The sequence below is a fragment of the Paenibacillus sp. J31P190 genome (assembly GCF_059692075.1).
Genome location: NZ_JCAUAS010000002.1, coordinates 1 through 13,806 on the forward strand (window position 1 = coordinate 1; position 13,806 = coordinate 13,806).

Below are 13,806 nucleotides of genomic sequence, written 5' to 3' on the forward strand. Positions count from 1 at the left end.
ACTCATACGGTACCCTACAATCTCGTTATTAAACAAGTCTTTGATCGCAGAAAGGTACAACCAGGTGTCGGCTACGCGGAACTGCGTGATGTCTGTTACCCATTTTTGATTGGGCTTCTCGGCTTTGAAATCTCTTTGTAGGATGTTCTCGGCCACTCGTTCAGCGTGCGATGAAGAATAGTTGCAGCGGTGCTTGCGACGAATCCGCGAACGTAATCCCATCTCTTGCATGAGACGCAGCACCTTCTTATGGTTCATCCACACACGGTGATTTTGAAGTAGGAAGAGTTGAGTTTGCCGATAGCCATATTTGCCATCATATTGTTTATAGACTCTTTGGATAAGTTCTTTCATCGACTTGTCTTTGTCCACATGCTTTCGCTTGCTGTACGCGTAGTACCCACTTCTAGAGACACCGAAGAGCTTACAGAGCTCACTGACACTGTACCAATGCTTTGCTTTTTCTATGGCTTCGTATTTGCATTGTTTCCCTCCTCTAACCAGATTTTTAAACACTTTTTTAGCATCGCATTATCTCGCTTGAGCTTTTGTACATACTTGTCTTGATTGATATATTCCTCACGACGTCCTCGCTGATCTAGCAATCCAAATTGGCCTAATTGTTTGTACTTTCTCATCCAAATCTTCACGCGGTCTTTGTCATTAATCTTTAGATGATTGGCAATCTTTTGATAGCTCCAACCCTCCTCAACATGTAAACGAATGGCATCTACCTTTATGGATTCTTCATAAGCCTTATACTTTTGTCCTTTTTTCGCTGGCATAAAAAATGCACCCCCTAGAATTTTCATCGGTTTAACCCAGGGGTTTTTCCAATGTCTATTCTAAGGGGTGCACTTCATTTTAAAGGAGGGTTCTTTGCCATTTCATCTTCTTAGGAAGTATTGGGTTTATTTGGGTAGTAGTCACATATAATGATCTTAGCTTCTGACGGACAGGCATGAGTTATTTACATGAGAGGACAACCCTATATGCAGGATTGGTTCATTATTTTCATGTACAATTTATTCACGAATATCGATAACGCGATTATGATCCAACTTACCCTTCATAAATATCATCTCAGTAGCAAAATGAAATTTTATCTTTTTATGCTCCTCTGCTTGTTTCGAATTCTATATATTGCCTGTGTGCAATCGATGTCAGATGTGCCTTACATCAACGTTGCAACAGCCCTCATTATGTTCTTCTTCGCCATTCGGATGGTCATGCCTAAGAAAATGATGAGAAGACACTTAACCTATCTGTTCATCTTCAGCAGTGTTGTAACCTTAGATTTAATCATGAGTATTGAAAGTATCTTGCTGACAGCAAGGCTATCAGATAACTTATTATTCATCGTAATGGGTGTACTGCCGGCTTTATGTCTCATCTTTATATTTTCCTCCAAAATGGAAGAATTCATTGCAAAAATGCCTTGGATTGAAGTTGCCATCGCTGGCTTATTAGCTCAGTTAGCTGTCCTTCAGTTAAAAAAAGAACCAAACATCCTGCATTTGCTGCAAGAGGAATGGTTCGATTTAATGGCCATCACCGCCATGTGTGTGATCTGCAGCGTGGGATGGTTCAATCTGTGGAGGAAGACGTATTGACATCTCTTTACATCTATCACATATCTTAAAACGATTTCCCCATGAGTACTAGAATCTGATTAGGACGGGTTCTTTTTAACACATAAAAACCATGATCAGATGCTGTAGCCACTCCACTCTCGTTTGGTCCGCAAAGTCCGCCTGCTTGGCAGGAACCATCATCCCGTACCAGTAGTTTACCGAGCATCCCTACGGCTACCCATTCGGGTCTCTCTCCCCTAGGGATATAGACTTGTGCAGGGTCCCATTCCGGATTTAACATCGGTTGTCGCTCATTTCGTTCGGGTATGACGATTTCCCCTTGAGCATCTGTCAATGCCGGCACGCTCACTTCATGGTATAGGGTTCTTCCCCACTCATCCGTCAGATACTTCTGATTCCAGCGCATTTCCCCGCTGTTCGAGAGAAAAGCTGGCTTCGCACTTGTAATCCCTATTACATAGCGATCCGTGGGATCAGCTATGCGAACTTTGTCCTCTTCCAAAGCGACGAAAAAGCCAGGTTCAATGGGGTTGCCGTCTGTGGTCTCGAACATCTCCGCGTAATCTGCTGCTGGACTACTTACCGTCCCGTCTATTTTAACATTGCCATTGCTTAATATTTTTGCAGCTAATCCAGGTGCCTCGCTGCTTGTCCCGTTGGCTAAGTACCAAGAATAAGTCAGCTCATTGGCGGCACCAAATTGCCCCATGATGTGCACACCTTCCAAATTGTTCGTTGAAGTTCCTTGTCCTTCTGCATGAGAAAAAAAACTGTTCGCCAATGTGTTAACACCCTCGGTATGGGAAGTGAAGCCGCTCGCGGTTGTCAATGCACCTTCCGCATGGGAGTTTTGACCGCTAGCTATGGTTTGATTCCCTTCGGCGTGCGATAAATCCCCCAAAGCCGATGTCCGCTGCCCCTCCGCATGAGCGCAAAGCCCGCTTGCTACGTTTAAGTTACCTTCGGCATGAGAGGCTCTGCCGCTAGCTGTGTTGCTCTCGCCTTCCGCATGGGCGCTTTGGCCAGACGCGATCGTTTCTAAGCCTTCGGCATGAGAATCGAGACCCGTTGCTTGCGTCAACTCGCCTTCTGCATGGGCATTAATGCCATCGGCTCTAGTGAGCTGCCCTTCAGCATGTGAATGAAGTCCAATTGCACGGGCACCACTCCCTTCGGCATGAGAAGCAAAACTCTGCGCTCGGGTCAAAAAACCTTCCGCATGAGCCGCCAAATCTTCAGCACTTGTTGACTGCCCTTCGGCATGAGAGTATACGCCAAGAGCTGTAGAACCACCGCCTTCTGAGTGAGAAGCTGGACCCGACGCTTGGGTTACATATCCCTCCGCATGAGAAGCAAGGGAACTCGCCAACGTACCTAAGCCTTCCGCGTGAGAATAATCTCCACTCGCCACGGTACTATTTCCTTCTGCCTCAGAGCAAACCCCCAAAGCTTGCGCGCCACAAGCCATATCTTTCCTCTCCTTTATACGGATTATGAATATACGATTCATACTATGAAATTTTTACCAGTTCGCTTGTACAATTGCCATTATGTAACAAACATAAAAAGCAGAACCGAAGGTTCTGCCTAATCTCACATGAAATATAAGTCAATCCCGAACATTTCTAATCTCGTCCATACTTTTTTTAGCCCTGCTGTTGAGCGATTTCTTGTCTTTTAAGTTATATTGATACAGCTCATGTCCTGGGTCAATTATCAATGGTTTTAACATTATATCTTCTAGAATCTTATAAGTAAGTTGATAAGCCGTATGCCTTATTTCTCTAGAAACTACCTTCTTTAAGGCTTTAATTAAATCCATCAGTTTTTCGGCATACATAAGTTTAACGATACTATCAGCTCCCATAATATGGCGCGAAGCAAAAGCAATCACATTGTCAAGAATTCGAGGGTCTTGATAATATTTTGCTAGTGACTCTAAGCTTGTGATCGCATCCCAATCTCTTATCGATAGTTGATTCGTGTAGTTATCAATCCATTCGTTGTACCAGTCTATTTCGATCTGACCTTCTATTTCGTATGTCTTATATTCTTCCAAAACACCATCACGATGCATTTGAAAAAAATGCCCTCGATACAAATCGAATAATTCTTTGGCTCTCTGCTGTTGCTCTTCCACGAATCTCACCACTCTTATTGTATAGTCTTTGCGAATTATGGTAATAGTGTCATAAGCGCTAAAGCACCTTCGTGTTCTGGTGCTAATTCTAAGGTATTGCGCGCCATTTCCCCAGCAGCAGCATCTTCTCCTACCTCGTAATAGCAAATGGCCATCTCATAAAGTACAGAAGCGTCATTCCTATACTCATTGTTAGTCCGTTTGTAGAATAACAATGCATCCTTGAACATTTCCATTTGATATAATAACATCGCGCAGTCCAAAGCTAAATCACGGTTTAATTCCATCGGATAATACCCTTCCCACATCAGAAGTATCCCTTGTCGAATGTCCGATAATTCTTCTTCCTCACACGCGGGAATTAGATTCGAGATGCGCTTCGCGCTTTGGAGGAACAATTGCGCATCATACCCACCCAACCGCCAAAAAGCTAAGAGTTGGTTAATTTCCATGAGATTCAAATGCGAATCAAACCATTCCTTGATACTAAAAAAATCATCTGGACCAAATCGCTCAACAAACCGTCGATAGGCTAAGCGTGTATGACCATAACTGTGTGGATTTGGCACCATAAGCATACACCCTATGTTCAAATGGTTATAAGGATGAGATGTAAATAAGCTCATGGCACCCTTTTGCTCAAAAACATACCCAATGGCATGATAATTGGCTGTCAGGGAAAAGCTTCCATGATGAATCAACTTGGGAGGTTCGTTATATTCCCAGTTTTCAATTCGGTGGTCACCTTTATCTGCAGTGAGCAGGATAAACCCCTCTTGCGAGAGCAGACAAAGTCGTTCCAAACATTGCAGGCCAACAGCCGGAAAGAGGATATGGGAATCTTCCAGCTTCTGTGAATACAACCCTACAACCTCGCGATAAGGGTAAGATTCCTGTTCATATTCATCGGCTCTTCGATAATGATACTCGGGAATGACGTTCTTCAGCATATCAGCAGCACTGCGTTCTGCATCACCTTCCGGGAAGTGCAAAGAAACCATGCATTCATAAATTTTGTTTTCGTCTACATAGATCAGTTCTTGTGGAATACTGTCAAAAAAGTAATTCGCAATAACCAGCAGAGGCTGCTGCAAGTCACCCATTCTAATTCGATCGCTAGATTGCGTCAAATGAAGTTCGGTACCCTGCACAGCATCAAATTGTGCAAAGTCCAGAACCCCTTGCTCAACAAAGGGAAGTAAGCTGCGGTGCTGCTGCCAAAAGGCGATATTCTTGGACGCTAGATCACTCATAACATATCGAAATGGCGGAAGTATTATCCCTGAATAATCCCTTAATTCACATAGTTCTTTTACGATATGATAGGCTAGTCTGCCCGAACCCGCTCCAAGCTCCAAAATCGTCACCGGTTCCAACGTGTAACCAAGCTTCGCTCTATCTTGAAGAAACCCAAAAATGATCTCGGCATACGCTACCGCAATACTTGGGTTACTAGTTATGTATTGTGGAACATCTTCACTCTGCCATGCACCAATACCTTGCTCTTCATAATAAGTTCGCTGTAACTCCCATATGGGTGCCTCGCTGAAACGATAAATCTTCTGATCTGTATGTGTCATCTTCTTGAACCTACTTTACTCCATTTTATGAAAAAACAACTCCCATCTTACCATAAAGTACCTCCTAATCAAAAATAGAAAGACAGTTACCCACTTTCTGGTTAACTACCTTTCTACAAGGTTAAGAAAAATGCTTTCACTTATTAAAGGGAATACAATTCTTGATATGTTGAATGTTGTAATGCAGCTTTTTCTCATCAGCCGTGATCAGTTCAGCAAATGGGAGATCCAGCTTCTGCAGCAAGCCAATCTTGTTCACGTGTAAGCCTAAGTCAAAACAGACGATCTCTCCTACCAAATCTTTCAACAATTGTTCAAAGGTATTCGGGAGCAATGCAAAAGATGGATCGGGTGAACTAGGTGTCGATTGCATACGTAATTGTGAATACGGAGTCTGATTGTTTTGATATGGACTAATCCATTTTAGATGAAACAAAGGAATGTACATGATCTGATAAAGGGGCGAATGAAACACCAAGTAGTCTTGGGAAATATGTCTCACATAACCGTGGATTGTCTGATTATTGGAGATATGAATTTCTACGAATCGATCAATCGCATTGCTTAAGATTTGGTGGCAGGTGATCTCTCCAGTTTGCATCGTGAGGTCAGGTGGAGAATCCGAGATCGATTTGTCTAGATTTAATGTGATATTTCTAATATGAGCGATAGGTAAATATAAGTACTTTTTTTCCATGTAAATCACAATAATATCTGGTCCTACATCGATTAGGTAGCCAATTTTATCCCCATCCCCAATCAACTCAATCTGTACCATCTTTCCAATATACGTGTTGAAAAACATCATGGTTGATAACCTCCTTATCTAGCATATTTTTTTAATAAATCCAGTAAACCCAAAAGGCAAGACATATCAATGTAAATATTAAAGCAGGGGGTATTGTTATAAACGTGACCTTACAGTAATCCTTCCAGCTCATTTTCACTTTATGCTGCTTAAGGATATGGAGCCAAATTAGCGAAGCTAGCGTCCCAATAGGTAGAAGCAGAGCCCCGAGATCACTACCAACTACACTGGCTAAGTAGGTTACTTTTAATGTTAGTGGATCTAATTCCATACCGGTTAACGTTAGGGTACCAATCATTAATGCAGGATGATTATTTACTAACGTAGAAAGGAGTGTGACTAGTGCTCCCATCAGTAAGCTCCCGTTTAATATATCGCCAGAAACCAATGGTTTAAAGGCACTAACAAGCATATGGGTTAGACCAATATTATTTAATCCAAATATGATAACGTACATTCCAAAGGCAAATACGAGAATATGCCATGGTGTCTTTTTTACCATATCGACTGGAGATATCTTAAGATAAAACCAACGCCATACAAGTAGAACAGTTGAACCTAGCACAGCTACGATACTTACTGGTATACCGTAATAGGAAGCAATAAATAGGCTTACCCTAACCATGAATACAAACAATAATATATTTCTCATGAATTTTGTTCGATCTTTAATGGCTGGCAGCGTTTTTGGAAGCTTAACGTTGTTTAAGGGATGTTTTCTTGGTCCTATCCCGTTTAATGGTAATTTCTTTGGAAGAATACGATAGAAACAGAGGAATAATAGCAACAAGAATACGATTAACCCCAGCGTAGAGGGGATAAACATCATTAATGTGTGCATATATAAATCCATTCCAACAATTTTGAGCGCAATAAGATTAACAATATTACTAACTCCAATTGGAGCGCTAGAAGCTGTAGCAATCAGGGCACCTGAGAGTAAATAGGGTATTTTCTGGTGATTTTTTAACCCTAGATTCTCAAGAACAATGAGTAATATGGGTGTTGTTATCATTATGCTACCATCATTGTTGAAGAATAGTGTCATTAAAAAACAAAGTAGATTAACATACCAAAATAGACGGATCCCTGATCCTTTGGCTCTAGCCATTAATCCTTCAGCCGCCCATTGGAAGAAACCAAAGCTTTCTAGTACAATCGCCATGACGATAGTAGCCATAATCGTGATAGCGGCGTCACTGATGGTATCTGTAATTTGAAGTAAATCAGCGAAAGAAACGCTTCCGCTTAGAAGAACAAGGATAGCACCTCCCGTTGCGGGGATCGCTTCATTCATATCCTTAGGACGCCAAAGAATTAAGATAACCGTCATCACAAATGCAGCTATCGTAAGGGTTATCGTTGCGGAACCACTCATAAATTTTCACCCCGCTTTTTAGAAAAAGTCATCTTACTGTAATTCTGAGTCCACTGTGTCATACGTCTATTCTCTTGATATAGGCAACTTCTGGTATACTCAAATCTACGGAAGATACATTTTCATAAACGACTTCTATATCGGGCTGTAAAGGCGGTTTAAGTAAAAAGAAAAGTAGTATCCCTGCAAATATAATGATAAGCATGACGACCATTGTCATCCCCTCCCTTCTACCATCTACCACCATCTATCATTAGTAGATACTGGTACTGTATGTATACGGGACCTGTACTCATCTTGCTATAAACGGTTACCCCCTCTTTCAAATATTCCACTCTTGTCTAGTAAAAGAAGAGATGGAACAACAAAAAAACCAAATGCTATGGAGCATTTGGTTGGCTAAAGCTTTTCCATTTCTTTCTTAATAATTTCCCGCCTTTCCTTAATGTAGTTCATAATTAATTCAGGCTCACCTCTGAATTCCGAATAAGGCCACTTACGATAATAATCATTCAGCATATAAGGGGCTATCGTACCGTGTAAATGTGCAATCATCGGGGATATCTGTTTCCTTGTAAACGATGTACGAAGAATGGAAGTAAGAATTTGTTTATAACGTATCCTAACACTCTTGAAACTCATCAATTTTTCAGTTAGACCATTATAGCCCTTAACTCGTACCAAATCACTGCCGCATACTTTCCCGTAGCAATTTCTCCCCCACGTGCCTTCGTAATCCCAGGGTATGATGCGATATAATTTGGTAGGCTTATGACGATAAATCGCATAATTTTGATCAAACCCATCAAAGTTTCCGGTGAAAACGGCTCCTGCTAACCATCGTAAATAATTATCAATATCCAAATGGGATTGTAAGTATTGAGCTAATGGCTTCCCTGACAGTTTATTGATCTTGGAAATGAATGTGCACAGTTCTTTTCTTTCGGTGCTTAAGCCCATGATTTGCTCGTACCCTTCAAACATCGACTTCTTATTTCTTTTTGTTTCCGGGTAAAACAGTTCAAAGTTGGCATCATCATCCACGGCATAGAAAAGGGATTGCGCACTAATCCTCCTTTGCTTGAAGAAATTTTTATCAACTGCTTCTATTTCTAAATAAACCCCCTGACTCTGTCCGTTTAGCACTAATTCAAAATGCTTTGTCTGTGGACTAGGCACACCAATACGTTGGAAAAATCGAAATGATAGCGCATTCCGGATCATCGAAGGATCGTCATACTCCGCATTTAGATGGTAAGTTTTACCCTCGCTTACAATTTCATACGACTTCTTCTCATATTCTCGGGTGTGCCCACCCCGATAACGGACCTTAATAGAAGCACGTTTCCCTTTACTAATAAGTACACCGTTTACGAATTGCTTACTCCAAACATCTTCATTCAACTTTCTAAGCTGCTGTTCCTGGATTACGATATGTCGAGTCGGTATCATGGCACACCGCCTTTATACATAATAAAAAGCCTATCTATAGTAGATAGACTTTCATTCTAGAGTAATTTATTCGTGATTATGAACGATTGCCACGGCTCTTGTTACCTCTTGTTTTGTTTCCACGAGACTTGTTGCCTTTTGATTTGTTTCCACCAGATTTGTTGCCTCTTGATTTGTTTCCACCAGATTTGTTACCTCTTGTTTTGTTTCCACCAGATTTGTTACCTCTTGTTTTGTTTCCACCCGATTTGTTACCTCTTGTTCTGTCATTCTTTTGGGCATTTGTTTTTTCAGTATTGGTGCCTCTTGTTTTGTCATTTTTTTGGGCATTTGTTTTCTCGGTTTTAGTGCCTCTTGTTTTGTCATTCTTTTGGGCATTTGTTTTTTCAGTTTTGGTGCCTCTTGTTTGCTCATTTTTGTTGCCTCTTGTTTTTTCGGTATTGGTGCCTCTTGTTTTGTCGCTATTACCTTTGTTAGAAACAATAACCTCCATCTTTAAAAACCTCCTTATAGTTTATAGTGCAGTCTATGATAGGAGATTTGAATTGGATAGAGATATTGGTTGATATGGAAAAATTAATTATTAGTAGGTTCCATTCTTTTGGTGGAATTATTGCAAAAATAGATTGGAATCTAGTACCTCATCTCTAACGGATACATATACTTATATTACAAATGAGCAGCAATGACATTGGTACAGGAGGTGAACGCAAACTAGTAAACGCTGCTTATATCCAAACTAAACCACGTTCCTGAGAGGGGAAATGACAAAATGAGTTTAAACTATTTAGGTTCATTAATTGGCACTGAGGTTAGAATCAATCGCGGAGGTCCTGATTCTATCGTAGGTAGATTAGTATCCGTCCATCATGATTATTTAGCAATTCAAATCAAAGATGGCACTATTGTCTATATCCAATTGCAACATATCAAAAGCATTAGTAGTATGAACAGCAATGCTAGCAGAGGTAACAAAAGTAACAAAAGCAACAGAAGTAACAGAAGTAACAGAGCTCCTCAACGTTATGAAAATGCGTATACATTTGAAGGTCTCTTGGGTCAATTGAGATACACAAATGTTCAAATCAACCGCGGTGGCCCTGAGAAAGTTGAAGGTCTTCTCGTATATTCCGGGGATAACGTTTTGCTGCTTGTTGTAAATAATGAAATTGTCCGCATTCCAATCTTCCATATTAAAAGTATTAATGTCTTTAACAAAAATAAAAGCAATGGCAACAAATCCAATAGCTCTTCCAATAAAAACAACAATAAAAGCAACAAAGCAACTGCTGCACAAATCGTAGCTATTAAACTTATGTTAAAAAAATACCGCTCTAATTAAATTTAGTAGAACTTGCTACATGATACCCATATCCTATAACCCCAATCTCGTCGCAGGCGCGCTGATTGCTACGGCATTCAGCGCGCCATTTGGGGTTATTTATGCACAATTTCAATAAGGATAAAGCATTTCTACTAGATTGAAAGGAGGTGCGAACAATGGAAACTATGACTATGTTAATTGATAAACAAGTGGAGCTTTCATTTTCGGGGATGCAGCAACCCTTAAAGGGAGTGCTCCTTGAGGTAGGCAGTGATCTTATCGTGATATATAATGAATTTCATTTTTACTATATTCCAATTATTCATTTACAATATTTAAAGCTCGATACCTATGCAAGCTCTTCCATAGACCCGCCTACGGAATATCCTTTTGATCTTCAGTCCACGTCAATCTCTTATCGAAAGATGTTGATGAGCGCTAAAGGGATGTTCGTTGAAATATATATCACTGGCAATCAAAGTATACATGGTTACTTGACCCATATCATGAATGATTATTTTGCCTTCCACTCCCCTGTGTTTCATACGATGTTCATTTCGATGAAGCACGTCAAATATGTGATCCCTTACCATCCTAATACGACACCGTACTCGATGAAAATGGAGCATTTTCTCGTTCAACCCTCTCAAGTTACGTTTTCACGAACGTTTGATCAGCAGTTAAAAAAACTGGAAAGCCAGTTTGTTGTCCTGGATCTTGGAGAAAATCCAAGTAAAATCGGCGTCCTGCACAAAGCGGATCATCCTTTTCTTGAGCTTCATACAGCAACCGGGAAATCGATTCTGCATAGTGAGCATGTAAAAACGATTCATCTGCCCTCTGCGCGCAAAGGCGACAGTTTTGGTGGACGCATTTTCTAAACGTTGACGTCCAGTTCGGACGTCATTTTGTTTTGTTGTGGCATCTGGGCGTACTGGGCATACACTAATGCATAAACTTCGAGAGGAAGACCATGATGACCTACAATTATGAAAACTTGCCGCAGCCACTCCAAACTTGGACGTTTCAGCATCCTATCCAACCCCCATTTCCCCCTTCCGTTTGGCCTTACAACACTCAGGCTACTTGGGCTCAGGATTTAGAACATGATTTCCGTGAAAGAGATCAGCCTCTCACTTTTGTTCTGATTCACGGCTCTTGGGCAGATGCGAGCTTTTGGTCTGGGATTGCTGCAGAATTACGCAAAAAAGGCCATACCGTCTATGTTCCTGAGTACCCAGGACATGGCGCTGACCCTAACAAAGCTGCAACACATGCGATGATGACAAAGTCCATCGCCGATTACGTAACATCTCACAATTTAAAAAACATTATTTTGGTTGGACATAGCTTTGGAGGCAGTTTAGTTCAAAAAGTAGCAGAGCTTGTTCCTGATCGTCTGAAAAGACTCGTCTTTTTGAACGCATTTGTACTTAAAGATGGCGGATCGCTTGCCGATGAGTTTCCTCCCTCTATGAAAGCCATGTTCAAGCAGCTCGTAGAAAGCTCAAAGGACAATACAGTATTGCTTCCGTTTCCTCTTTTCAGAGAATCCTTTGCCAATCTAGCAAGTTATGCGCAAGCTCAACAGCTCTATAAAAAAGTCACACCTGAACCTGCCGGGCCCTTATTTGAAAAGTTTGACTTGAAGAAATTTTACAGCCTGCAAGTACCCAAAAGCTATGTCCATCTGATGGAAGACACTGCTATACCACTTGGCAATCCAGAATTTGGCTGGCATCCGCATATGTCAAGCCGATTGGGTTTATATCGATTTATTCAAGCACATGGTGATCACATGTCAACTGCACAATTCGAGCCTAAACTCATTGCAAGAAAGCTTTATGAAGCATCCAGGGACTAACAAGCTATCAGAATTTGATAAGCATTTAATAATTCGTCCAACTCGCCGGATAATCGCAATATGAATTCGGACCGCAGCTCGTACATGTTTCCCGCATGATTAAGCTCATCTCTTTTCGCTTCTATTTTCTTTTCTATTTCAATTAACCTGTCCATTGTGTATGACCTCCAATGAATAGTCTATTATTTATATAGTTTATACAAATATTGTTAAGAAAATATAAGCATTGTTAAGTAGACTGTGAAAAAGCGCAAATTGTCGAATAGACAACATGCGCTTTTTTGGCTAAGAGCAAGTTGGCTGATTGTTCTGCTTAGGATTTGAACGCAACCAGTTCAACATATCGTCAATCGTATGCACTGGTACAATAAGGAGCCCAGGTGCTCCTCGTCTTGCTTCTGACTCATTTTGAGATGGAACAAAGAATACATCGGCATCCGTTCTGCTGACGCTATAGGCTTTCTGTTCTAAGCCTCCTACAGGACCGATCGAACCATCGGGCTCCATGGTTCCAGTGCCTGCAACACGATTGCCATAAGTGACACCGCAAGGTGTAAGCTGATCAATCAATGTTAGTGCCAGCACCGCCCCATGCGAGGGTCCTCCCTCATGCAATAAATAGTTATGATATCTCACCGGCGCTGGAATATCATATTGCATCTCATTCGCAACTTGAATGCCGAATGCAGCACGACTCGGGTCGTCTGGATTTGTTCGAGTCTTAACTGAAAGACTAACTTTCTGTCCGCCGCGCAGCACCAGCACCTTCACCTGATCCCCGGGCTTGGTCAATTTCATGCGAGCTGTCAAATCTTGAACCGTTGTAACGCTATATTCATTAACTTCCTCGATTACATCGCTCAGCTGCAAGATACCAGAGACAGGGCTATCTTTTAGAATAGCCGTGATGCGAACGCCGTGCGAGGTGATTCCTTTGCCCTTACCTACTTTTTGATAAGCAATTGCACTTCCCGCGGCGTTCGCATCCTCCTTCATCGTACGTACTTCTTGGTTGTACTCTCCCAAAGACATACCTAGATTCTTCGGTTCAAATGAATACTTAGCAAATAGCTTCGCATATAGCCAATCGATCGGGAATGCTGGCCGCTCAAACACGAGCACACCCGAAATTTCTCCATGAACATTTCCCTCATTTGCCTGTGCGTAACGATTCATATTTAGGGTCAATCCTGGGTAAGTGACCATCGAATTCGTCGGCCAGAACATCACAAGCAATAATAACAAAGTGGAACCAAACAAAGTTATACTCTGAACAGGCATCTTGCGACGCATCCGTTCATGGAAAAATAAATCTATAAATACTAATAACCAAGTTATAAGAAAAGTACTCACCGAAATTTCAACCTTTTTCGGAATCGTTAGCAGAATAATTACACTCGCCAGGGATGCTGCGATAACCGCGGTACTTCGAACGGGAACCCAAGCATTTCCCTGCGAGAACATATGCCAGAATGCGCCTGCCATCCAAATAATAGGAATCAAGGCAAGAACATAGATCAGTAGATCAATCGCATCAATCCAATAAAGCCTTGTCCCTAAACGCAAGGGATCTGGCAGCCAAATTAATTCCCCTGTTACAGCTAATATCAGGGCTAAAACCATACCCAAGTAGTAAAGTCTTTGCCAGCGCGTCATCCCTCAAAC

General features: G+C 41.4%; 16 protein-coding genes. 4 read left to right on the forward strand and 12 right to left on the reverse strand.

Annotated features, from left to right (window positions below; genetic code table 11):
* Together AC58U0_RS03515 and AC58U0_RS03520 are read right to left on the reverse strand one after the other, a co-directional pair.
* On the reverse strand, positions 1-516 hold a 516-nt coding region (locus AC58U0_RS03515), incomplete at its 3' end, for an IS3 family transposase (RefSeq protein WP_497377685.1).
* Positions 465-785, reverse strand: a complete 321-nt coding sequence (locus tag AC58U0_RS03520) for a helix-turn-helix domain-containing protein (protein WP_497377686.1) — start codon at positions 783-785, stop codon at positions 465-467. The genes AC58U0_RS03515 and AC58U0_RS03520, both read right to left, overlap by 52 nt.
* Positions 786-974: 189 nt before the next feature.
* Here AC58U0_RS03520 and AC58U0_RS03525 point away from each other — a divergent pair, with 189 nt between their 5' ends.
* The gene (locus tag AC58U0_RS03525; protein ID WP_497377687.1) at positions 975-1,613 is read left to right on the forward strand and encodes a TerC family protein; all 639 of its coding nucleotides are present in this window, start codon (positions 975-977) and stop codon (positions 1,611-1,613) included.
* A gap of 25 nt (positions 1,614-1,638) precedes the next feature.
* On the opposite strand, the gene AC58U0_RS03530 is transcribed toward AC58U0_RS03525, so the two are convergent.
* The 8 genes from AC58U0_RS03530 to AC58U0_RS03565 form a co-directional block, all read right to left on the reverse strand.
* Positions 1,639-3,063: a peptidase G2 autoproteolytic cleavage domain-containing protein gene (locus tag AC58U0_RS03530; RefSeq protein WP_497377688.1), complete on the reverse strand. Its 1,425-nt coding sequence runs from the start codon at positions 3,061-3,063 to the stop codon at positions 1,639-1,641.
* A gap of 141 nt (positions 3,064-3,204) precedes the next feature.
* Positions 3,205-3,735, reverse strand: coding sequence for a hypothetical protein (locus tag AC58U0_RS03535; RefSeq protein WP_497377689.1), 531 nt, complete (start codon positions 3,733-3,735; stop codon positions 3,205-3,207).
* Between the two features lie 35 nt (positions 3,736-3,770).
* The gene (locus AC58U0_RS03540; RefSeq protein ID WP_497377690.1) at positions 3,771-5,315 is read right to left on the reverse strand and encodes an SAM-dependent methyltransferase; all 1,545 of its coding nucleotides are present in this window, start codon (positions 5,313-5,315) and stop codon (positions 3,771-3,773) included.
* Positions 5,316-5,451: 136 nt separating this feature from the next.
* Complete coding sequence (locus AC58U0_RS03545; protein WP_497377691.1) at positions 5,452-6,123, reverse strand: YwrJ family protein; 672 nt, start codon at positions 6,121-6,123, stop codon at positions 5,452-5,454.
* Positions 6,124-6,154: 31 nt separating this feature from the next.
* The gene (locus AC58U0_RS03550; protein WP_497377692.1) at positions 6,155-7,501 is read right to left on the reverse strand and encodes an arsenic transporter; all 1,347 of its coding nucleotides are present in this window, start codon (positions 7,499-7,501) and stop codon (positions 6,155-6,157) included.
* A gap of 58 nt (positions 7,502-7,559) precedes the next feature.
* On the reverse strand, positions 7,560-7,715 hold the full coding sequence (locus AC58U0_RS03555) for a hypothetical protein (protein WP_156390092.1): 156 nt from the start codon (positions 7,713-7,715) through the stop codon (positions 7,560-7,562).
* A 185-nt stretch (positions 7,716-7,900) separates the two neighbouring features.
* Positions 7,901-8,953: a CotH kinase family protein gene (locus tag AC58U0_RS03560; RefSeq protein ID WP_497377693.1), complete on the reverse strand. Its 1,053-nt coding sequence runs from the start codon at positions 8,951-8,953 to the stop codon at positions 7,901-7,903.
* A gap of 76 nt (positions 8,954-9,029) precedes the next feature.
* Positions 9,030-9,446: a hypothetical protein gene (locus tag AC58U0_RS03565; RefSeq protein ID WP_497377694.1), complete on the reverse strand. Its 417-nt coding sequence runs from the start codon at positions 9,444-9,446 to the stop codon at positions 9,030-9,032.
* 279 nt (positions 9,447-9,725) lie between these two features.
* Between AC58U0_RS03565 and AC58U0_RS03570 the strand changes: the two genes are divergently transcribed.
* The 3 genes from AC58U0_RS03570 to AC58U0_RS03580 all read left to right on the forward strand — a co-directional run bounded on the left by AC58U0_RS03570 (position 9,726) and on the right by AC58U0_RS03580 (position 12,141).
* Complete coding sequence (locus AC58U0_RS03570; protein WP_497377695.1) at positions 9,726-10,295, forward strand: DUF2642 domain-containing protein; 570 nt, start codon at positions 9,726-9,728, stop codon at positions 10,293-10,295.
* 158 nt (positions 10,296-10,453) lie between these two features.
* Positions 10,454-11,158, forward strand: coding sequence for a YwrJ family protein (locus tag AC58U0_RS03575; RefSeq protein WP_060647885.1), 705 nt, complete (start codon positions 10,454-10,456; stop codon positions 11,156-11,158).
* A 95-nt stretch (positions 11,159-11,253) separates the two neighbouring features.
* Entirely contained in the window at positions 11,254-12,141 is an 888-nt protein-coding gene (locus tag AC58U0_RS03580) for an alpha/beta fold hydrolase (RefSeq protein ID WP_497377696.1), read from the forward strand.
* Here the strand turns inward: AC58U0_RS03580 and AC58U0_RS03585 are convergent.
* Together AC58U0_RS03585 and AC58U0_RS03590 are read right to left on the reverse strand one after the other, a co-directional pair.
* Entirely contained in the window at positions 12,138-12,296 is a 159-nt protein-coding gene (locus tag AC58U0_RS03585; RefSeq protein WP_497377697.1) for an aspartyl-phosphate phosphatase Spo0E family protein, read from the reverse strand. The two genes, AC58U0_RS03580 and AC58U0_RS03585, sit on opposite strands and share 4 nt — an antisense overlap.
* Before the next feature lie 130 nt (positions 12,297-12,426).
* A complete protein-coding gene (locus AC58U0_RS03590; protein ID WP_497377698.1) occupies positions 12,427-13,797 on the reverse strand; it encodes a PDZ domain-containing protein in 1,371 nt (456 codons plus the stop codon).
* Positions 13,798-13,806 lie beyond the last annotated feature (9 nt).